Below are 20,978 nucleotides of genomic sequence, written 5' to 3'. Positions count from 1 at the left end.
CCCGCCCATGGTTGCCCCTTCCTTCTGGCGCCCCCTGCTCCTGGCCATTGGCCTGGGGCTGGCTGGCTTCGCCCAGGGGGAAGGGGCGGCCCCGGCGCCCGAGCTCACGCCCCTGGAAACCAAGACGGTGGAAGCCCAGGGCTGGTTCTACCGGGCCAGCCAGCGCATCCAGGACATCTGGCAGCAGGGCACCCCGGAACTGTACATTCCCCTCCATACCCACCATTTCCGCTTCGCCTATACCCGGGACAAGATCGACAGCTTTAACGAAGATCCCTGGGGCCTGGGCATCGGCAAAGGCATGTATGACCGGGATGGGGACTGGCATGGCCTGTATGTGATGGAATTCCAGGATTCCCACAGCCGGCCGGAATACATGGCCGGCTACGGCTACAAAACCTACTGGCCCCTGGGCCGGGAGTGGAAAGGGGGCCTGGGCTATACCGCCTTTCTCACCGCTCGCTCCGACATCGGCCATTACAGCCCCATTCCCGCCGTGCTACCCATGGCATCCCTGGAGCACGGCCGCTTTTCCCTGGAATCCGCCTACGTGCCAGGGGGCCGGGGATTCGGTAACATTCTCTTTTTCTGGGGCAAGATCCGCTTCTGACCAGCGGGTCGGCTTCTCCGGGAAGCCCCCTCTCCCTTTCGTCTTGCAAGAGTCCTCACCATGAAATTACTCGTCATTGGCTCCGGTGGCCGGGAACACGCCCTGGCCTGGAAACTGGCCCAGACTTCCGGCGTCCAGAAAATCTACGTAGCCCCGGGTAACGCGGGCACGGCCCGGGAACCGGAACTGGAAAATCTGCCGATTACGGATCCGGAGGCCCTGGCGGATTTCGCCGTCAAGGAAGGCATTCACCTCACCCTGGTGGGGCCGGAAGCCCCCCTGGCCGCCGGGGTAGTCAATCTGTTCCGGGCCCGGGGCCTGAAAATTTTTGGCCCCACCAAGGAAGCGGCCCAGCTGGAATCCTCCAAGGATTTCGCCAAGCGCTTCATGGCCCGGCACCAGATTCCCACCGCTGCCTTTGAAACCTTCTCCGACACGGCGGCGGCCCACGCCTATGTGGACGGTCGGGGCGCCCCCATTGTCATCAAGGCCGACGGCTTGGCCGCCGGCAAGGGGGTGGTGGTGGCCATGAGCCTGGAAGAGGCCCATGCCGCCATCGACGACATGCTCTCCGGCAACAAGCTGGGAGATGCGGGGGCCCGGGTGGTGATCGAGGACTTCCTGGACGGGGAAGAAGCCAGCTTTATTGTCATGGTGGACGGCAAAAACGTCCTGCCCCTGGCCTCCAGCCAGGACCACAAGCGCATCGGCGAAGGGGACACGGGCCCCAACACCGGGGGCATGGGGGCCTATTCCCCGGCCCCGGTGGTCACTCCCCAGATCCACGCCAAGGTGATGCGGGAAATCATCCTGCCCACGGTGCGGGGCATGGAAGCGGACGGCATTCCCTTCACCGGCTTCCTCTACGCCGGTCTCATGATCGGCAAGGACGGCTCGGTGAAAACCCTGGAATTCAATTGCCGTATGGGGGACCCGGAAACCCAGCCGATCATGATGCGGCTCAAATCCGATTTCCTGAAGCTCTTGGAACACGGGGTGAGCGGCACCCTGGACCAGATCGAAACCGAATGGGACCGGCGCATCGCCCTAGGGGTGGTACTGGCGGCCGCCAACTACCCGGATACTCCGAAAAAGGGAGACGTGATCGTGGGCCTGCCGGCCCAGGGCAACAGCTTTGGTGAAGACGTGCACGTCTTCCACGCTGGCACCGCCCACCAGGGGGACCAGGCGGTCACCGCCGGGGGCCGGGTGCTCTGTGTCACCGCCCTGGGGGATAGCGTCAAGCTAGCCCAGAAGCGGGCCTACGAGGTGGTCAATCAAATCCGCTTTGAGGGCATGCAGTACCGCCGGGACATCGGCTACCGGGCCATCGCCCACTAACGGCCGTGACAGCGGACACCGATCAGCCCTCCCTGGCCGCCCCCGCTTCCTGGATCGACCGCTGGTGTACTTACTGTCCCCGCAGCCTGCGGGGACGTATTGCCCTGTTGATCATCGCCCTGTTCCTCATTACCGGGGCCAGCATCACCTTCATCGCCGCCTACCGGCTGAAGGCGGACATCGTCCGGGAAGTGTTGCAGCAGCAGTTGGACACCACCACCTTCATCGCCCGGGACATCGGCAGCAAACTGGCCCTGCGCAAGGAAGGCCTGGAAAAGGTGGCGGCCAATATTCCCAAGGAACTGCTCCAGGATAGACCAGCCCTGCAACGCTGGCTGGAAGAACGGCGGGCCATTTACACCCTGTTCCCCACCGGCCTCATGATAGTGCCGGCGGACGGGGGCCCCCTGCTGGCCCAAACCCCGGTAATGCCCAACCGGCCCCAGAGCTTTACGGACCGGGACTGGTTCATCGGCGCCACCGCCACCCGCCACACCTATTTCAGTAAGCCCCTGAAGGCCCGGGCCACCAGCCACCCCTCCCTGGCCGTGGCCACCCCCCTCTATGACCGGGGCCAGCATCTCCTGGCCGTAGTTCTCGGGGTTACCCCTTTGGACACCCCGGGCTTCCTGGACCAGATCATCACCGCCCGACCCGGCCGGGGCGGCACCTATGAACTCATGGCGCCCCGGGACAACGCCTTTGTCACCGGCACCGACCCGTCCCTGACCATGGCCCCCCTGCCCCTGCCGGGCCAGGACCCCCTCCACGACCAAATCGCCATCGGCCACCGGGGCGTGGGTATCGAACGCAATGCCCAGGGGGCCGAGGAACTGGTGACCAGCGTGGACGTCCCCCATGTGGGCTGGGTTCTCACCGCCCGCCTGCCCGCCAAGGAAGCCCTGGCCCCGGCGGACAATGCGGTACGGAATACGGTGCTGCTGGCCATGGGCATCGGCCTCCCCCTGCTCCTGCTCCTGCTCTGGGCGGTGAACCGGCTCATGGCACCCCTGGCGGCACTAGCGGAGCGGCTCCAAAGCATGGCGGAAGGCACCCAGCCGGCCCAGCCCCTGCCCGTGCCCCCCTTGAAGGAAATCGCCCGGGTGGCCACCAGTTTCAACCAGCTCCAGCACAAACTGGCCGCCCAGGAAGCCCAGCTGGCGGCCATGGCCCGCCGGGACGCCCTCACCGGTCTGGCCAACCGGGACCCCCTGACGGAAAAACTGGAAGCGGAGCTGGCCATCATGGCCACCCATCCCCACCACCTGGCCCTGCTATTCCTGGACCTGGACGGCTTCAAGACGGTCAATGACCGCTGGGGTCACGACATGGGGGACCGGGTCTTGCAAGAGGTGGCCCTGCGCCTGTGCAGCTGCGTGCGGCGGGACGACATGGTGGTGCGCCAGGGAGGGGATGAATTCATCATTCTCCTCACCGACATCGACCTCGCCCACCGGGTCGCGGAACGGATTGCCCAGGGCTGCCTGGACGCCATTGCCGTGCCCTTCCTGATTAACGGCCAGGAAATCCATATTGGCGTTTCCATCGGCATCGCCTGCGTCGGGCCGGAAGACCGGCTGCCCCCCAGCGTAGCCACCCTCATCCGCCAGGCGGACACGGCCATGTACCAGGCCAAGCAGGCGGGCCGCAACCGTTACCAGCTAGCCGCCCCCGAGCCCGACCCGGGACATCCGGCCCCCGGCACCCCCCAGCGCCGCCGTACCGACCCTTCCTAAAATAAGCGCCCCTATGACCCCCGACACCCCCCAAACCGCCCCCGTCCTCACCTATCTCACCGACCTCCAGGAACGGCTGGTCCAGGCCCTCTCGGCCCAGGACGGCCAGCCCTTTCGCCGGGATGCCTGGCAGCGGCCCGAAGGGGGCGGTGGCGTAAGCCGCCTCATCGAAGAAGGCCATCTCTTTGAGCGGGGCGGGGTGAATTTTTCCCACGTGGCCGGGGCCGCCCTGCCCGCCTCCGCCACCGCCGTGCGCCCGGAAATGGCTGGGCGCCGCTACGAAGCCATGGGGGTTTCCCTGGTGCTCCACCCCCGCAATCCCTATTGCCCCACGGCCCACATGAATGTGCGCTTTTTCATCGCCCATCCCCGGGCCGGTTCCGACGACCAGCCCATCTGGTGGTTCGGCGGCGGCATGGACCTCACCCCCTACTACGGCTTTGTAGAAGACGCGGAACACTTTCACCGCACCTGCCAGACGGCCCTGGCCCCCTTCGGCCCGGAGGTCCATGGCCGTTACAAACGCTGGTGCGACGAATATTTCTACCTGAAGCACCGCCAGGAAGCCCGGGGCGTGGGGGGCATTTTCTACGACGACCTGAACGAGGGGGGCTTCGAGCGCTGCTTCGCCCTGACCCGCAGCGTGGGGGATGCTTTTCTCCTGGCCTACCCGCCCCTCCTGGAAAAGCGCCGTAACCTGCCCTACGGGGAGCGGGAACGGGACTTCCAGGCCTATCGCCGGGGCCGCTACGTGGAATTCAACCTGGTCTGGGACCGGGGCACCCTGTTCGGGCTCCAGTCCGGGGGGCGCACCGAATCCATTCTCATGTCCCTGCCCCCGGTGGTGAAATGGCGCTACGACTGGCAGCCCGAGCCGGGCAGCCCGGAAGCGGCCCTCTACACCGACTTTCTCCCGCCCCGGGACTGGGTCTAGGGCAGGAAGTCTGCCTAGAAAAAACGGGGCGGGGACCACCCTCCCCCCGTTTTCCGGCCATAAAAAAAGGAGCCCCAGGGCTCCTTTTTTCGTCCGAACCTTGATGGGGTCCGAGAGTGCTTACTTCAGCTTGCCTCGCACCACCCGGACCCGGCTCGGGTCTTTCACCGACAGACTGCCACCGCACCCCGCCAGATTGCCGCAGGCGCAGGCACTCTTCAAGTGGGGCACGGAATTGACGATGGTGGTGCAATCCAGGCACTCGTAATAAATATCCCCCCCGGTGGGCAGGGCCGCCGGGTCCGGCGGGGGCTCCACCGGATAGAAGTTGTAGATTTTGCGTAAATCCAGTCCCAGCATTGTGGCGTCCTTTCCCCCGGAAGGTATGGTGGCGGTGTGCTTATCTTCCCCGGAAAAGGGGACAAAAATCAACGGCCCGGCGCCGCCGGGACTTCCAGACTGGCCCGGTAATGGGTGTTGGCCGCTTCGCTCCGATCCGTCGCTTCAAAGAGGCGGGCCAGTTCCCGATGGGCTTCCCGGCTTTCGGCCACGGACAGGGAGGCTTCCAGATAATTCTGGGCCTTGCCCCACAGCCGTTGCTTAAGACAGAGACGCCCCAGGGCCAGCAACAGTTCCCCATCCTGGGGTCTTTGTTGCAGCCATTTACCGGCCCGAGCAATACGGGCGGTCAAATCCCCCTCGCCCCATTCCCCGTAGAGCCGCACCAGTTCCGGACTCCAGCAGGCGTCCTCGGCACAGGCCTTTTCCAGGCGGCTTTCCACCAGGCCCAGGGCCTCGGCCCGGGCGCCCTGCTGATACAGGGCCCGGGCGGCGCTGGCCACCAGCCGGGGATGGAATTCCTCTTCCGGCACCCCCCGCAGATAGGCCAGGAGCAGACCGCCATCGTCTTCCCGCAGGCGGATGGCTTCCCGATGGGCTTGCAGCTTGATTTCCCGGGCCAGTTCCGGGGCCAGGGCCCGGCGCTTTTCCAGCTGCCGGGCCAGACGCAGCACCTGGGGCCAGTCCTTGCGCCCCTGCTGGGCCTTCAGTTCTAGGCGCATGGCCGCCAAATGGCGCCCGGAGCGGGCCTGAACCTGTTCCAGGGCGGCAGCCGCCCCATCGAAATCCCGACCATCCAGGCAAAATTCCGCTTCCACCATGAGCCGGGCCACGGAGGGTTCCGTTTCCCCGCCCCGGGCCCGTTCCAGCCACTGGGCTTCCTTGTCCTCCTGGCGCATGGCGTGGGCCGCCCGGGCGGCCACCAGGGCCGAAAGCAGGGGGGCATAGCCCCCTTCCCAGGCATCCCCGGCCCGCTTCTGGGCCTGGCCGTAACGCCCTTCCAGCCAGCGCTGAACGCTTTCCTGAAAGGCATTGCCCGCCTTTTCCCGGGTCCGGCGCAGACGAAATTCACTTACCTTGCCCGGCAAGGCATAGGCCAGGGAAAGGCCCCGGAACACCAGGTAGGCGGCCAGGAACAGAAGTCCCAGGGCCACCAGCACCAGATTCAGGGTCATTTCCACCCGCCAGGGGGGCAACACCACCAGCACATAGCCCCCGTTGCCCTGGGCCGCCAGAGCCAGCCCGGCGGCCAGAGCAAAGAGGAGGATAAACCAGGAAAGGCCTTTCATTTGCCCGCCTCCTTGCCCAGCTTGACGCTACGCACCGCTCCCAGGCTTTCATTGAGGTCCGGCAGCTTAATCATCAGATCGGTGCCGGCCAGCTGGCGCACGGTGCTCAGGGCATTGGCCACCCCCGGGTCCTGGGTGTTGAAGTAACGTTCCAGCCAGGCTTCCGACTGTTTCAGTTCGCTGCGGAAGGTCCATTGATCCCGGGAGAGCATGGCCAGCCGGGCGTTAAGCAGGCGCAGCTTGAGATTTTCCCGCAGGTAGGCGCTTTGTTCCGGGGCCAGCAGGGCGGGCTCGGAGCGGTCCAGGCGCTGCACCCGTACCAGGCCTTTCAACTCATCCCAGAGGCCCGTGCCCAGGCGCTGCCACCAGGTGGGAGCCGACGTGGCGGCCCCTTCCCGGGTCGGGCGGGGCCGGGCTTCAAAGGCCAGGGGCAGACGATCCACGTTGCCCAGAACCGTTTCCAGACCCACGCTCATCCCGGGCAGATCGGCCAGGGGCGCGGCCCGCAGCCGGGCCAGATCCCGGTTGAGAACCTGGCGCAGGCCGAGGAACTGGGGCTGGGCGGAGCGGGCCAGCCGGGCATCCGCCGCCTGGAGGGCCAGGATGGCCCCGGGCACGTTGCCCGCCAGCTGCAACTGCTGGGCCGCCAGGGTCAGGCTCTGCTCGATTTCCGCCAGGGTCCATTCATCCCGGTTGCGCACCATGTCCTGGTAAAGATTGGCCAGGGAGGCCTGCTGGCTCTGGAATTCGTCCTGCTTGGCCTGGAGGGCGCCCACCTTGGCTTCCAGCTGGGCCACCTCATCCTGGGATTGCTTGGCCAGCCCCCGGGTTTCCTTGCTGGCGCTATCCGCCGCATCCACCCGCTGGGCCAGTTCGGCCTGGGCCTGATGCAGTTTGTAGCGGGTCTCGCCCCACTGCCAGCCGAGCAGGGCTAACCCCACCAGGGCGGCTACCAGCCAGGGGCCCCAGTGCCGAGGCGCCCGAACGGGGGGAACGGGCGGGAACAAGGGCGTCCCAGCGCCTGGGGTACCGGGCGCCCCCGTGGCTCCCGGCGCCGGATCGGCGGCAGGATTCCGGGGCGCTTCCGGGCCAGAGGCCGGAGCAGCGGCGGAAGGGGAAGAAGAAGAGGCGTCGGGAGCGTCAGCTTGCATGGCGATTGGGGAAAAAATAGAAATGGACAAAGCAAAACAGGGGCCCCAGGCGGCCTGGGCGGGACCCTTCCCAATACTAGGCAAGGGCCCGAAATCCCAAAGTCCGGGCTTCCTACGGCAGCCCCCTCCTTCAGGCCGAATCGGGCTACCGGGGCCGCCGGCAGGGGCGCAAACCCGAGCTTACCAATTATATGCGCAGAGCCCGGCAAAAAGGCCCTCGTCCCCCGGGCCGGTGACTTCCACCCGAACCAGGCCCAGGTCCCGGGCCACCTGGGCAATGCGGGGATGGACCACAAAAACCGGGGTGGCCGCCAGCCGGGCCCGGCCCGCCGGGTCCAGCAGGGACCAGAGATTGGTCAGGGCCTCGCTGGAAGACAGCACCAGGGCATCCAGACTCCCCGCCCCCCAGGCCGCCAGGAGAGGTGCGGCCCCATCCTGGGGAGAGCGACGGTGGTAGCAGGTCACGTAGCTCACCCGGGCGCCCCGTTCCGTGAGGGTCTGGGCCACCAGTTCCCGGCCCCCGTCACCTCGGAAAATGAGCACCTCTTTGCCGGCGACCCGCTCCGGCCCAAATTCTGGCAGGGCCAGGAGGCCCTCGGAATCAAAGCGTTCCCGGGGCGCCACCACCCGCTCCAGACCGAAACGGGCCAGAGCCGCCGCCGTTCCGCCCCCCACCGCCGCCGGGAGCAGGGTGGCAGGCCAGGGGCCCTGGGCCAGGATCAGGGGCAGGCTGTGTTGCACCGCATTGGGACTGACGAAAAAGGCGCAGTAGGCCCGGGCCAGATCCGGCACCCGATCCCGCACCGCCTGGGGATCGGCGGGCAAAATTTCCAGCAGGGGATAGATCAGGGCCTGGCCCCCCGCCGCCCGGATGCGCTCCGCCAGGGGAGCGGCCTGTTCCCGGGGCCGGGTCACGACCACGGTACGCCCGGCCAAAGGGCCGGGGGCGGAGGAAGGGGGGGACGTCATGGCAGGAAAGGGGCAGGTCCGGGGCGACAAAGGCCCCGGGAGAGCCCTCAGGCGGCGCTGTTCAGACCGGCGAGAATGGCATCCGCCCCGGCCGCCCGCAGACGTTCCGCCAGGGTCTGGCCGAGGATTTCATCCTCCGCCGGATTACCCCGGATGTCGTCCGCCACCATGGACCGGCCGTCCGGGCTGGCGACAAAGCCCCGCAGCCAGAGCTGGCCCTGGTCCGTGAGAATGGCATAGCCTCCCAGGGGCACCTGGCAGCTGCCGCCCAGGGCCCGGGAAAAGGCCCGCTCGGCCCGCACGCAATGAGCCGTGGGGGCGTCGTGGAGGGGCGCCACCCAGTCCAGCACATCGGCCCGGTCGGCCCGGACTTCGATGCCCAGGGCGCCCTGGCCCGGGGCGGGCAGGGACTGTTCCGGGGTCAAAACGGCCCGGATACGGTCTTTCATCCCCAAACGGATGAGGCCCGCCGCCGCCAGGATAATGGCGTCGTACTGGCCTTCGTCCAGCTTGCGCATCCGGGTGTCCAGATTGCCCCGCAGGCTCTGGATTTGCAGATGGGGATACTTGGCCCCCAGGATAGCCTGACGGCGCAGGCTGGAGGTGCCCACCACGGCCCCTTCCGGCAGCTCGTCCAAGCTGGCGTACTTGGAGGAAACAAAGGCGTCCCGGGGATTTTCCCGGGCGGAAATGGCGGCCAGAGAAAAGCCTTCCGGCATATCCATGGGCACGTCTTTGAGGGAATGGACGGCCAGATCGGCCGCCCCTTCCGCCATAGCCACTTCCAGTTCCTTAATGAACAGGCCCTTGCCACCGATGGTGGACAGGGGACGGTCCAGGATCTGGTCGCCCCGGGTGGTCATACCCAGGATGACCACTTCAGCGCGGGGATAGAGGGCCTGGAGGCGGCTCTGGATATGTTCGGCCTGCCACATGGCCAGGCGGGACTCCCGGGAGGCGATAACGATGCGGGAGGGAGGATTGGCGGAGTTTTGGCTCAATTGGACCCCCGATGGGGAAAAGTTTGACCGGGGAAGCTCGGCGGCGCCGCCGTTTCGCCCTGGGAAACGGCCCCCAGCCCCGGCCAAGCCGGGAAAGAGGGGCATATTCTAACACGGCCCCCGGCCCCACCCCGCCTCCCGCCCCCGTCCCTGGGCGCCCCGGGGGATGGAGGCGGCTGCTCCGGCCCTTGAGATCCCCGTCCCCGCCCCCTTTTCCGGGGGCATTTTCGCCCCGTGCCGTCCACCGCCGGGACACCGCCCCCCGGGCTTGAGAAAAATGCCAACGTCCCCATTTAGCCATCTCGGTAACAGGCCGGTTTAAGCTGTAACGGTATGTAACATGGGGCTTTTTGCCAAAAGTCTTGGGTTATCTTGTTGCCATGCCCCACCGATTCTGATCAGTCGCGGGCGCCCGTCCTTTCTTTTTCCATGGAGGAAACCTGTGAGTAAATCCGCCTACGGCATCCTCGCCTCCTTCGTCGCCGGCCTGTGCATCGCCACCGCCGCCAGCTATTCCGATTTCGCCTTTATTTCCCCCTCCCAGGCGGCTGGGGACAACCCCGCCGGGCAAACGCCCCTGCTGGCCACCCCCACCGGTCTGCCCGATTTCAGCAATCTGGTCCAGCAGGTGGGGGGCGCGGTGGTGAATATCGCCACCACCCAAACCACCAAGACCGCCGCCCTGTCCCCGGACGACCCCTTCTATGAATTCCTGCGCCGCTTCGGCGGCCTGGGCGCCCTGCCCCAGCAGCCCCGGGAGACCCACGGCATCGGCTCCGGCTTCATTGTCAGCAGTGACGGCTACATCCTCACCAACGCCCATGTGGTGGCCAACGCCACCGAATTGACGGTAAAAACCACGGATAAGCGGGAATTCAAGGCCAAAGTGGTGGGAGCGGACAAACGCAGCGATGTGGCCCTCATTAAAATCGCCGCAAAAAACCTGCCCTACGTGCGCCTGGGCGACCCGGCCAAGCTCAAGGTGGGGGAATGGGTAGCCGCCATCGGCTCCCCCTTCGGTTTTGAAAACTCCGTCACCGCCGGTATCGTCAGCGCCAAATCCCGGGCCCTGCCGGATGAAAGCTACGTGCCCTTCATCCAGACCGACGTGGCCATCAACCCGGGCAATTCCGGCGGCCCCCTCTTCAACCTGCGGGGTGAAGTAGTAGGCATCAACTCCCAAATCTACAGCCAGACCGGCGGCTATCAGGGCATCGCCTTCGCCATCCCCATCGACGTGGCCATGAAGGTGATGGACCAGCTAAAGACCACGGGGACGGTGAAGCGGGGGCGTCTGGGCGTCACCATCCAGCCCCTCACCAAAGACCTGGCCGAATCCTTCGGCCTAGCCAAGGCCAGCGGCGTGGTGGTGGCGGCCGTGGATAAGGACAGCCCGGCGGACAAGGCGGGCCTCCAGCCCGGAGACGTGATCCTCAGCTTTAACGGCCAGACCATCGACGAGGCCAACGACCTGCCTCGCCTGGTGGGAGACACGGCCCCCGGCACCCGGGTCAATCTAGGCCTGCTGCGGGACGGCAAGCACCTGACCAAGACCGTGGCCCTGGCGGAAATTCCCGGAGACAAACAGCAAAGCGCCACGGACAGCGGCGACGGCGGCAAGGTGGGCCTGGCCCTGCGTCCCCTGAGCAAAACGGAAGCGGCCCAGATCGAAAGCAGCGGCGGCCTCCTGGTGCTGGACGCCACGGGCCCCGCCGCCAAGGCTGGCATCCAGGCCGGAGACGTAATCCTGGCCCTGGGCCAGACCCGGGTAAGCGACGTAGCCCAGTTCCGCAAGCTGGTGAAAGCCGCTGGCAAACATTTCGCCCTCCTGGTGCAACGGGACAGCGCCCGCCTCTACGTCCCCATCACCCTGGACTAACCCTTTTCCCTCTCACCCTCGATATGGATTGCCCCGGGTTTATCCCGGGGCTTTTTTTTTGCGCCCTTGCCTGGGACAGGACGGGGGCATTTGGGTCCCAAAGGAAGCAGAGGTTAAACTCCCCAGCCATTGAAACCTCCGCCCCCCTCCCCCATGCCCAGCGCCACCATCAAACTCTTCCTCGTTCATGGAGATGCCCGCAGCCTGCGCACCGCCGAAATATCCAACTGGACCGGCAAAGCCGTGGCTGCCCCGCGCAGCGAGGCCGACGCCCTGTTAAAGCGGGAAGAAAGCCAGAACCCCGGAGTCTATTTCCTCTCCGGTGTGGATGCCGAATCCGGCCAAGCCAAGGTCTATATCGGCGAGGCAGAATCCATCCGGGACCGCCTGCGGCAACATCTGGGGACCAAAGATTTCTGGAATCACGTCTATTTTTTCATCAGCAAAGACGACAACCTGACCAAGGCCCACATCCGTTACCTGGAAGGGCGCCTCATCACCCAAGCCCAGGAAGCCAAACGGGCCGCCGTTGAGAACCGGCAGGAAAGTGGCGCCCGGCTGCCCGAATCGGACCGGGAGGACATGGAGATTTTCCTCGGCAAAATCCACCAGCTCCTGCCCGTGCTGGGCGGAGACTTTCTCAGCAAGCCCGCCGTGACGGGCCCGGGGGAACACCAGAATCTGCTCTATTGCGAAATCAAGGGGCTGGTGGCCAAGGGCAAGCTCACTTCCAGCGGCCTCACCGTACTCAAAGGCTCCCAGGCGTCCAGGGAAGAGCGGCCCTCCGCCGTCAAAAGCCCATGGATACAGCATCTGCGGCAAAAGCTATTGGCGAGCGGCTGCCTCCAGGACGACGGCACCTCCCTGCGCTTCACCCAGGATGAGGAATTTCCCTCCCCCAGCGCTGCCGCTGCCGTCATTCACGGGGGCAGCGCCAACGGTCTGACCGCCTGGAAAAACAAAAGCGGCAAAACCCTCAAGCAACTGGAATCCGCCCCGGGCAACAGCGCCCCCAACTCCGCCCACTGAGCCCTCGCCCATGACCGCTGCCCCCAAGCTTCCCCACCAACGCCCGGAGCTACCGGATTTCTGGGACAAACGTTTTCGGGAAGCGGTGATTCCCTGGCGGGCACCGGGCGTGGGGCCGGAGCTGGTGGCATGGGTAAAGGAACGGGCGCCGGGGCGGGCCCTGGTGCCCGGCTGTGGCCACGGGGAGGAAGCGGCCTTTCTGGCCCGGACCGGCTGGGAGGTCACGGCCCTGGATTTTTCCCAGGAGGCGGTGGCGGTAGCCCGGGCCACCCTGGGGGACTGGTCCGGCCAGCTGGTGTGCGACGACTTTTTCACCTTCACGCCCCCGGGCCCCTTTGATCTGGTGGTGGAGCGGGCCTTTCTCTGCGCCCTGCCCCGCCGCGTCTGGGCCGACTACGGTCCCCGCATGGCCCGGCTGATCCGGCCCGGGGGCCATCTGGTGGGCTGGTTTTTCCAGGGGGACGAACCCAAGGGACCTCCCTTCGGTCTGGCCCCCGACCAGCTGGAAAGCCTGCTGGGCCCGGCCTTCCGGCAACGGGAACAGCTTCCCAGCCAAAGCCCCGTGCCCCTGTTTGGCACGGGGGAGACCTGGCAGGTCTGGGAACGGCTGGAGGATTAGGGCGGAGGCGCCTGGACAAAGGGCCGGGCGCCCCCTCCCGGCCATCAGGGGATGGAGCACGCCCGAGGCCGGTTCGGTTCGGTTCGGTTCGGTTCGGGGCTGGGGCTGGGCGGAAACCTTAAAGCCCCCCGGAGCGTCCGTCCTACCATCCCCCTAAGGCGAGCAAGCCTGCCCTCCTTCTAGGCCCGGACCTCTGCCCATTGAGCCGATCCCGCCCCTCCCGAGCCTCACACCTGCCCGGGAAGAGCTTCGGTCCCCCGCTTAAAGGCTGAAAAACTGCCGGATGCGGGCCAGCATGTCGGCCCGGCGCCGGGCTTTTTCTTCGTCGCTGCTGAGCACCGGGGTCTGGCGCCGCAGTTCTTCTAGCTGCTGCTGGCTGCGGGCCAGGATATGGGAGAGGGATTCGGCGATTTCCGGGCGGGAATGGATGATGTCCTCAAACCCGGCCTTATCCAGCCGGTAGGCTTCCACGTCTGTCCGGGCGAGCACCGAGGAGGTACGGGGCGTGCCAGTCATGAGGCCCAGTTCGCCGAACACTTCCCCGGGTTTAATGGTCATGAGCAGGCGCCGGCTGCCGTCTTCCGCCTGATACCAGGATTCCGCCTCCCCTTCCGTCACCAGGTAGAGGAAGTGGGCCACCGCCCCCTGCTGGGTCATCACGTCCCCCTTAGCAAAGGGGGCGTAGATAAGCCGGTCCGCCAGTTGGGAAAGCTCCGTCTCGCTTAAGTGGGAGAACAGTTCCACCCCTTGCAGGGCCTTCAGGCGGCGCTGCCGCTCCTGGCTGGCCACCCGCTCCCAGTGGGATTCCCCTTCCTTGACCAGATGGATGCGGTGATCCGGCACCGCCACCCGCATACCGTGGCGTTGCAGGGCAGCCAGCACATGGACCCGCACGGCGGAATCGGTGGGATCGTCCTGCAACAGATCGTTGAGCCAGTAGCGCAGGGCGTAATGGACGTAGCCGGGGGCGAATTCCATGACCACGCAGTTGGGCGCCGGGCTCTTGGCCACCCCGGGGATGTCCGCATTGGCCACCACCCGCTCCACCAGACCGAGCACCTTGGTGGGAGAAACCCCGTAATCCACGCCAAACCAGATCCAGCGGCGCAGGCCGGAGGCCGGGTAGGACAGGTCCCCCAGGACCACGAAGCGGTTTTTGGTGAGCTGGCTGTTGGGCACCACCACCGTTTCCCCGTTACGGGTACGGATGGCGGTATAGCGCCATTGAATTTCCACCACCTTGCCGGACAGGTCGTCCAGGCGCACCCAGTCCCCGATTTCCAGGGAATTATCCAGTTGCAGGGCAATGCCCCCCAAGATATTGCCCAGGGTGTCCTGCATGGCAAAGGCCAGCACAGCGGACACCACGGCGGAAGCAGTGAGCAGGCTGGAGAGATCCACCCCGGCGATGGACAGCCGGATCAGGCCCCACACCACATAGCCAAAAATGGCCAGCACGTCTTCCAGTATGCCCGGGGTGGTAATGCCCACCAGGGGCAGACAGAGGCGGAAAAGGAGCAGCCCGGCCAGGCGGATCACCGCCATGCCCTGGCCCACCAAGGCCACCTCCCCCAGGCCGTGGGCCACCCGGGTAAAGCCGGTGACATTCAATACCGCCCCAGCCAGATCAATGATCAGGCAAAAGGCGAGAAAGGCCAGGGTGTTGTAGATGGTGTGGCGCCGCTGGGGCAGAAACACCCACAGCAACACGGCCATGAGGGCCACCGCCACCAGCAGGGCGGGCAGGTCTTCCCACCAGGAGAGGGACACCATGCCCTTGATCAGTTCATCCATCGCCAACCTTTCCTTGGGGGCAGCCCCGGTTCTATTTCACCAGTTGTTTCACCACCGGCCACTGACGCCGGCTCACCGGCAAGCGCTCTTCCGGCAGGTCCTTGACCAGGGCCAACCATTGGTCGCCCCCATCTTCCCCGCCCCCCACACCCCGCTCGAAACCGGCCAGGGCATCCCGGGCCACCAGCACGCCCCGGTGCAGGCGCACGAAGCGGTCGGCAAATTCCTCCTCCAGGTGGGTCAGGGTTTCGTCCAGCAGATAGGCCCGCTCCCGGGTGCGGGCGGACACATATTTCAGATCCGCCTTGAAATAGCGCACCTCCGCCACGGGCACCAGGAGCAGGCGGCCTCGCTCGTGGCAGGACAGGTGGCGGCGCTGGCGCTCCCAGCCCCCGGCCCCCTGACGCAACCGGCCCAGGGTCTCCGGGGCCAGGGGCGGCAGGCGCCGGGCCTTATCCAGCGCCACGGCCAACCGGGCCGCCCGCACGGGCTTGAGCAGGTAATCCACCGCATTGAGTTCAAAGGCCTGGACGGCGTAATCGTCGAAGGCGGTGACAAAAATCACCACCGGGGGCTGGGGCAGCCCGGCCAGATGCTGGGCCAGTTCCAGACCGTCCATGCCGGGCATGCGGATATCCACCAGGGCCACCTGGGCAGGCTCCGCCTGCTGCCGGGCCAGGGCCTCCTCCCCATTGGCCGCCTCCCCCACCACCTGGGTGGGGAGTTCGGCGGCAATGTCGGAGAGCAGTTCCCCCATGCGGCGCCGGGCCGGAGCCTCGTCATCCACCAGGAGCAGGCGCAGGGGGGCGGTGCCGGTCTCCGGGGTCATGGCCGGGCCTCCCGACGCAGGGGCAGGAGGATACGCACCCGGTAGCGGCCTTCCGTTTCCCCCCATTCCAGGCGGGCTTCCAGGTCATAGTAAAGCGCCAGCCGCTCCCGGATATTGGCCAGGGCCATGCGATTGCCCGCCTGGTGGCCACTGCCGGACAGGGCCGGATTGGTTAGTTCGATACTCATGTCGTCCCCCTGCCGGGCGAAGCCGATGTGGATGCTGCCCACCCCTTCCCCCGGTTCCACCCCATGATAGACCGCATTCTCCAGCAAAGGCTGGAGCATGAGGGGCGGCACCAGGGCATCCTGGGGAACATCCGCCACGGTCCACTCCACCTTCAGCCGATCCCCCAAACGCAGCTTTTCCAGATCCAGATACTGGCGGCACAGGGCGATTTCGTCGGAAAGGGGGGAAAGCTCCCGGGCGTCCCGCATCAGGGCGCGGAACAGCTCGGCCAGTTCCTCCAGGGCCTGCTCGGCCCGGCGGGGTTCGCTGCGGATCAGGGAAAGCACCGCATTGAGGCTGTTGAAAAGGAAATGGGGGCGAATGCGGGCGGTCAGGGCCTGGAGCCTAGCCTCCGCCACCGCCGGGGAAAAGGCCCGGGCGCGCAGGGCAAAATAGCCCAGCAGGCCGCCGCAGAGGGCCATGGCCAGGAGCATGGCCCGCAGGGTGCCCGCCCCTTCCACCAGGCCCATGAAGCGCCAGAAATCGTATTGCACCGCCGCCACCAGGGCCGCCCCGGCCAGCACCACCCCCTGGGCCGCGGGCGGGGGCAGGCGCCAGAGCAGGTCCCGGCCCAGGGCCAGCAGGCCCAGGAGCACCAGGAGGGGCAGTTCCACCCAGGCGGACACTTCCAGCAGGGCTTCGCCCCAGCCCCGCCAGGTGCCCGGGCTGTCCAGAATCAGGGCCGCCACCAGGGCAGCCAGGTTGGCCCCCAGGAGAATGCGCAGCATCACCCCCAGGTTCCGGCAGTCGGGCAGGGGGTGGGCGGCGGGGTTTTGCTTTATACTTGGCATTTCCTTGAAATGACGGAAGATTCGGGCTGTTTCCCGGTTTTTCCGGGGTCTCGGGGACTTTCCCCGCCCCGCCGGTCCCCTGGATTGACCGTTTCCGGTCCGGCATCGGCAAGGCCCCGGGAAATTCCCGGCCACCGGTCCGCCCGCCGCCCATTTCGGGACCCTGCGACCGCACCGTGCGGGCACCGCCGACCGGATCGCGCCATTTTAGCCTGCAAATTCCCAACCATCATGAGCCAACAGAATTCTTCCTACACCTGGGCCGGTCGTTTCTCCGAACCCATGTCCGACCTGGTCAAGCGTTACACCGCCTCCATCGACTTCGACAAGCGCCTCTGGCGCCAGGATATCAACGGGTCCCTGGCCCACGCCAAGATGCTGGCCAAGCAGGGTATTATCCAGGCCGCCGATCTGGCGGACATCGAAAAGGGCATGGCCCAGATCGTGGCGGAAATCGAAGGGGGCCAGTTCGAATGGTCCCTGGACCTGGAAGACGTGCACCTCAATATCGAAAAGCGCCTCACCACCCTGGTGGGAGATGCGGGCAAACGCCTCCACACCGGCCGCTCCCGTAACGACCAGGTGGCCACGGACATCCGCCTCTGGCTGCGGGACACCATCGATTCCATCGTAGAACTGATCAAGGCCTTCCAGACCGCCCTTTTGGCCCTGGCGGAAAAGGAAGCGGCCACCCCCATGCCCGGCTCCACCCACCTCCAGGTGGCCCAGCCCGTCACCTTCGGCCACCACCTGCTGGCCTATTTTGAAATGACCCAGCGGGACAAGGAACGCTTCCTGGATTGCCGCAAACGGGCTAACCGCCTGCCCCTGGGGGCCGCCGCCCTGGCCGGCACCACCTATCCCATCGACCGGGAATTCGTGGCCCAGCAGCTGGGCTTTGACGGGGTCTGTGAAAACTCCCTGGACGCGGTGTCCGACCGGGATTTCGGTATCGAATTCTGCGCCGCCTGCTCCCTGCTCATGACCCACTTCTCCCGGCTCTCGGAAGAACTGGTGCTGTGGATGAATCCCCGCTTCGGCTACGTCAAAATCGCCGACCGCTTCTGCACCGGCTCTTCCATCATGCCCCAGAAAAAGAACCCGGACGTGCCGGAACTGGCCCGGGGCAAGACCGGCCGGGTGAACGGCCATCTGGTGGCCATGCTCACCCTGATGAAGGGCCAGCCCCTGGCCTACAACAAGGATAACCAGGAAGATAAGGAACCCCTGTTCGACGCTGCCGACACGGTGATCGACACCCTGCGCATCTTCGCCGACATGATGGGGGGCATCCAGGCCCGTCCGGAAAACATGCGCAACGCCCTGGCCCAGGGCTTTGCCACCGCCACCGATCTGGCCGACTACCTGGTGCGCAAGGGTCTGCCCTTCCGGGAAGCCCACGAGGTGGTGGGCTCGGCGGTGAAGGCGGCGGAAACCCAGGGCAAGGATCTGGCCGATCTCACCCTGGCCGAGCTGCAAGCCTTCTCTCCCCTGGTCCAGTCCGACGTGGCCCAGGCCCTCACCGTGGAAGGCTCCCTGTCCGCCCGTAACCACATCGGCGGCACCGCCCCCGTCCAGGTGAAGGCCGCCGTGGCCCGGGCCAAGCAACGCCTGTAAACCCCCTCAGCCTTTTCCGGGGCGGCACGCCGCCCCGGATCGGTTTCGCACCGATCTCCTACTACCGCCGCCGGGCACCTTAGCCGGCGGCGGTTTTGTTTAGGGTGCCGGAGGACGGTACGGCTGTGGTGGCAAGGCACCCACGCCCAACCGTCGCCCCATGCCTAGCGGCACAGGCCACGCCCCCTTCCGGAAGGGGTAAGCCCATTCCCCGGATAGAATTTCCCTCAGCGCAGGGTGAACAAATATTTGCGGGGCGGCTTGGGGGCCTCCTGGGGGCTTTCCTCCGCCCCACCGGGGGCGCTATCGGTGAGGCCCATCACCTCCCGCAGGCGCTGGCAGAGCTGGAGCAGCTCCGGATTCCCCGTGCCTTCCGCCAGGGCCACCATGGCCCGGGCGTATTCCACGTTTTCCCGCATGTAATCCACGTCCGTAATGCGGTTTAAAGTGCGCCGCAACAGTACGTGGATGCGCCCGATCAGGGCAAAGACTTCACTCTCGTTGGACATGCCTGCTCCTTTCTTCGTCCGGGCCTCCCGGGGAGACCCGTGCCAGGGAGGGAGACCCGACCATCTGGAGACGCCCCCTCCGGGCATTCGGGCAACGGCACCCGCCGGCCCGGATGCCCCTTATTCCAAACGTTCCCCGTGCTGGGTGATATCCAGGCCGGTCTGCTCGTCCTCTTCTTCCACCCGCAGCCCCACCAGCAGGCTCACCACCACCAGCACCAGGGTGGTGGCCACGGCGCTGTAGGCCACGGTAACCCCCACCCCCACCAGTTGCTTCCAGACGCTGCCCGCCACCCCGCCCACCGCCGGGGAGGCGAAGACGCCGGTAAGGATCGCCCCCACCATGCCCCCCACCCCGTGGATGCCGAACACGTCCAGGGAATCGTCATAGCCGAAAATACGCTTCAGGGCCGTGGCTCCCAGGTAACAGGCCACGCCCCCGGCCACGCCGATGAGGAAAGCGCCGCTGGGCTCCACGTAACCGGAAGCGGGGGTCACCGCCACCAGCCCGGCCACGGCGCCGGAGACCAGACCCAGGGCGCTGGGCTTGCCCCGAACCACCCACTCCACCACCATCCAGGCGCAGACGGCGGCAGCAGTGGCGATCTGGGTGGCCAGCATGGCCATCCCGGCCCGGCCATCCGCCGCCACGGCGGACCCCGCATTGAAGCCGAACCAGCCCACCCAGAGCAGGGACGCCCCCGTAATGGCGAAGGCCAGGTTATGGGGCACCAGGGGCTCGCTGCCATAGCCCAGGCGCCGCCCGATGAGCAGGGCGGCCATGAGCCCGGCCACACCGGTATTGATATGGACCACCGTGCCCCCGGCGTAATCCAGCACCCCCAGCTTATTCAGCCAACCGTTGGGCTCCCAGACCCAATGGGCGATGGGGGCATAGACCACCACGGACCACAGGGCAGCAAACCAGAGCACGGCGGCAAAGCGAATGCGCTCGGCAAAAGCCCCCACCACCAGGGCGGTGGTGATAATGGCGAAGGTGAGCTGGAACATGCAGTACACCGACTCGGGCACCGGGGCTTCCGTCACCCCGGAGAGGGAATCCAGATTCAGGCCCTGGAGCAGGAGCCGGTCCGCCCCCCCCAGCCAGCCCGTACCGGGGCGCAGGGCTAGGCTGTAGCCCATGAGCATCCAGGTCACGGTGACCAGGGCGGCACAGGCAAACACCTGGGTCATGGTGGATAGCACATTCTTCTTGCGCACCATGCCGCCGTAAAACAGGGCCACCCCGGGCAGGGTCATGAGCAGCACCAGCACGGAGGCGGTGAGCATCCAGGCCGTATTGGCCCCATCCGCATGAGGTTTAGGGGTAGAGGTCGAAATCGGGGCTGGCGCCGTGGCAACTGGGGCGGCGGTCGTAGCCGGGGCCGCCACGGCGGGAGCCGGCGTCACCTCCGGCGCCGCCACCACCGGAGGCGGGGCCAGTTCCTTCTGCTGGACGGCAGCCGGGGCCACGGGCTGAACCACCGCCCCCTCGGCGGCAATGGCCTGGCCAATGCCGTAGGACCAGAAAAGACATAGGGAAATCAGCAAACGCAGGACGCGCAGCAGGATGGTCATGGGTTCTCCGCTCTGTTGTAGTTTTCTTGGAGAATGCCCTGCAAGGCCCATGCCAATGGGGTGTATTTCCCCCAATCCAGGCAGGATCAGGCTTAGCCGGGGGAAATCCCGTGAGATGCTCGCCCCGCCTTGGTGCTCCCTTTCCCCTCCGCGCCCCAAGGAGGGACCGGAGCCGGGGTCAGCGGGAGCAGAAGTCCCGGCGCCAGCCCAAGCCTTCCCGCTGGGTCAGGGTGCTGCGCACCAGGCCGGTGGTGGTATCGAAAAGCACGTCAAAACGGGCCGGATAGGTCCAGACGTCGCAGTAGCGCCATTCCCAGACCAGCTCATGGCGCTGGGGATAGGTTTCCACCCAGAAGGGGGGGCCGAAGCGGCGCAGGATGTCCTCCTTGCTTTCCCCGGCCCGGACCTGGGCGAATTCTTCCTCCACCAGCACATTAGCCACCCGGCGCACCTTACCCTCCGGCCCCAGGGTCACCATGTAGGTGTCGTAGCCCATGGGCCCCATGGGATAGGCCAGGCGCTCGCCGCCGTCCGGCTCGGGCCAGCGCATAGCGGGCACGCCCCAGGCCCGCAGCACCTCATCCCGGGTGCTTTTACCCGGCACAAAGGGCTGGGCCGCACAGGCGGCCAGAAGGCATAAGAGAAAGGCCGCGGTAAGACGGCGGACGAGGGAGGAAAAGGGAAGGGGCCACATGGCCGCCAGCATGCCCCCGGTGGCAGCCTTTGGGAAGTCCC

The 20,978-nt window shown here is 66.4% G+C and carries 19 protein-coding genes; 8 read left to right on the top strand and 11 right to left on the bottom strand.

The window, feature by feature from the left end:
• The first annotated feature begins 7 nt into the window (after positions 1-7).
• The 4 genes from pagP to hemF are packed head-to-tail and all read left to right on the top strand — an operon-like array spanning position 8 to position 4,621.
• Complete coding sequence (gene pagP, locus Azoinq_RS10185; protein WP_216129422.1) at positions 8-610, top strand: lipid IV(A) palmitoyltransferase PagP; 603 nt, start codon at positions 8-10, stop codon at positions 608-610.
• Between the two features lie 60 nt (positions 611-670).
• Positions 671-1,951: a phosphoribosylamine--glycine ligase gene (gene purD, locus Azoinq_RS10180; RefSeq protein ID WP_216129424.1), complete on the top strand. Its 1,281-nt coding sequence runs from the start codon at positions 671-673 to the stop codon at positions 1,949-1,951.
• A gap of 5 nt (positions 1,952-1,956) precedes the next feature.
• A complete protein-coding gene (locus tag Azoinq_RS10175) occupies positions 1,957-3,687 on the top strand; it encodes a GGDEF domain-containing protein (protein WP_216129426.1) in 1,731 nt (576 codons plus the stop codon).
• Positions 3,688-3,700: 13 nt separating this feature from the next.
• On the top strand, positions 3,701-4,621 hold the full coding sequence (hemF, locus tag Azoinq_RS10170; protein WP_216129428.1) for an oxygen-dependent coproporphyrinogen oxidase: 921 nt from the start codon (positions 3,701-3,703) through the stop codon (positions 4,619-4,621).
• Between the two features lie 120 nt (positions 4,622-4,741).
• Here hemF and Azoinq_RS10165 read toward each other — a convergent pair whose 3' ends face one another.
• The 5 genes from Azoinq_RS10165 to hemC all read right to left on the bottom strand — a co-directional run bounded on the left by Azoinq_RS10165 (position 4,742) and on the right by hemC (position 9,304).
• Positions 4,742-4,981 carry a hypothetical protein gene (locus Azoinq_RS10165; RefSeq protein ID WP_216129430.1) on the bottom strand — a complete coding sequence of 80 codons (240 nt, stop codon included), beginning with the start codon at positions 4,979-4,981 and terminating at the stop codon, positions 4,742-4,744.
• Positions 4,982-5,049: 68 nt separating this feature from the next.
• Complete coding sequence (locus Azoinq_RS10160) at positions 5,050-6,249, bottom strand: heme biosynthesis HemY N-terminal domain-containing protein (RefSeq protein ID WP_216129432.1); 1,200 nt, start codon at positions 6,247-6,249, stop codon at positions 5,050-5,052.
• The gene (locus Azoinq_RS10155) at positions 6,246-7,400 is read right to left on the bottom strand and encodes a uroporphyrinogen-III C-methyltransferase (protein WP_216129434.1); all 1,155 of its coding nucleotides are present in this window, start codon (positions 7,398-7,400) and stop codon (positions 6,246-6,248) included. Before Azoinq_RS10155 ends, Azoinq_RS10160 begins: the two co-directional genes overlap by 4 nt.
• Positions 7,401-7,580: 180 nt before the next feature.
• Complete coding sequence (locus tag Azoinq_RS10150) at positions 7,581-8,369, bottom strand: uroporphyrinogen-III synthase (RefSeq protein WP_216129436.1); 789 nt, start codon at positions 8,367-8,369, stop codon at positions 7,581-7,583.
• A gap of 47 nt (positions 8,370-8,416) precedes the next feature.
• Positions 8,417-9,304: a hydroxymethylbilane synthase gene (hemC, locus tag Azoinq_RS10145; RefSeq protein WP_408627117.1), complete on the bottom strand. Its 888-nt coding sequence runs from the start codon at positions 9,302-9,304 to the stop codon at positions 8,417-8,419.
• A gap of 508 nt (positions 9,305-9,812) precedes the next feature.
• On the opposite strand from hemC, the gene Azoinq_RS10140 reads away from it, so the two are divergent.
• The 3 genes from Azoinq_RS10140 to Azoinq_RS10130 all read left to right on the top strand — a co-directional run bounded on the left by Azoinq_RS10140 (position 9,813) and on the right by Azoinq_RS10130 (position 12,897).
• Positions 9,813-11,249 (top strand): DegQ family serine endoprotease, encoded by a 1,437-nt coding sequence (locus tag Azoinq_RS10140; RefSeq protein WP_232368455.1) that lies wholly within the window; start codon positions 9,813-9,815, stop codon positions 11,247-11,249.
• A 153-nt stretch (positions 11,250-11,402) separates the two neighbouring features.
• Positions 11,403-12,278 (top strand): GIY-YIG nuclease family protein, encoded by an 876-nt coding sequence (locus tag Azoinq_RS10135; RefSeq protein ID WP_216129442.1) that lies wholly within the window; start codon positions 11,403-11,405, stop codon positions 12,276-12,278.
• Positions 12,279-12,288: 10 nt separating this feature from the next.
• Positions 12,289-12,897, top strand: a complete 609-nt coding sequence (locus tag Azoinq_RS10130; protein WP_216129444.1) for a methyltransferase domain-containing protein — start codon at positions 12,289-12,291, stop codon at positions 12,895-12,897.
• A gap of 261 nt (positions 12,898-13,158) precedes the next feature.
• Here the strand turns inward: Azoinq_RS10130 and Azoinq_RS10125 are convergent, their stop codons facing one another.
• The 3 genes from Azoinq_RS10125 to Azoinq_RS10115 are packed head-to-tail and all read right to left on the bottom strand — an operon-like array spanning position 13,159 to position 16,539.
• Positions 13,159-14,691, bottom strand: a complete 1,533-nt coding sequence (locus Azoinq_RS10125) for a mechanosensitive ion channel family protein (protein ID WP_216129446.1) — start codon at positions 14,689-14,691, stop codon at positions 13,159-13,161.
• A 31-nt stretch (positions 14,692-14,722) separates the two neighbouring features.
• Complete coding sequence (locus Azoinq_RS10120; RefSeq protein ID WP_216129449.1) at positions 14,723-15,520, bottom strand: LytR/AlgR family response regulator transcription factor; 798 nt, start codon at positions 15,518-15,520, stop codon at positions 14,723-14,725.
• The gene (locus tag Azoinq_RS10115) at positions 15,517-16,539 is read right to left on the bottom strand and encodes a sensor histidine kinase (RefSeq protein WP_216129450.1); all 1,023 of its coding nucleotides are present in this window, start codon (positions 16,537-16,539) and stop codon (positions 15,517-15,519) included. Before Azoinq_RS10115 ends, Azoinq_RS10120 begins: the two co-directional genes overlap by 4 nt.
• 231 nt (positions 16,540-16,770) lie before the next feature.
• Here Azoinq_RS10115 and argH point away from each other — a divergent pair, with 231 nt between their 5' ends.
• Positions 16,771-18,156 carry an argininosuccinate lyase gene (gene argH / locus Azoinq_RS10110; protein WP_216129452.1) on the top strand — a complete coding sequence of 462 codons (1,386 nt, stop codon included), beginning with the start codon at positions 16,771-16,773 and terminating at the stop codon, positions 18,154-18,156.
• A 227-nt stretch (positions 18,157-18,383) separates the two neighbouring features.
• Here the strand turns inward: argH and Azoinq_RS10105 are convergent, their stop codons facing one another.
• The 3 genes from Azoinq_RS10105 to Azoinq_RS10095 all read right to left on the bottom strand — a co-directional run bounded on the left by Azoinq_RS10105 (position 18,384) and on the right by Azoinq_RS10095 (position 20,937).
• Positions 18,384-18,665, bottom strand: coding sequence for a hypothetical protein (locus tag Azoinq_RS10105; protein WP_216129454.1), 282 nt, complete (start codon positions 18,663-18,665; stop codon positions 18,384-18,386).
• Positions 18,666-18,785: 120 nt separating this feature from the next.
• Positions 18,786-20,243, bottom strand: coding sequence for an ammonium transporter (locus tag Azoinq_RS10100; RefSeq protein WP_216129456.1), 1,458 nt, complete (start codon positions 20,241-20,243; stop codon positions 18,786-18,788).
• Positions 20,244-20,421: 178 nt separating this feature from the next.
• Complete coding sequence (locus tag Azoinq_RS10095) at positions 20,422-20,937, bottom strand: hypothetical protein (protein WP_216129458.1); 516 nt, start codon at positions 20,935-20,937, stop codon at positions 20,422-20,424.
• Positions 20,938-20,978 lie beyond the last annotated feature (41 nt).

The organism is Azospira inquinata (genome assembly GCF_018905915.1).
GTDB classification, from domain to species: Bacteria; Pseudomonadota; Gammaproteobacteria; order Burkholderiales; family Rhodocyclaceae; genus Azospira; species Azospira inquinata.
This window is presented reverse-complemented; position numbering and strand designations above follow the sequence as displayed.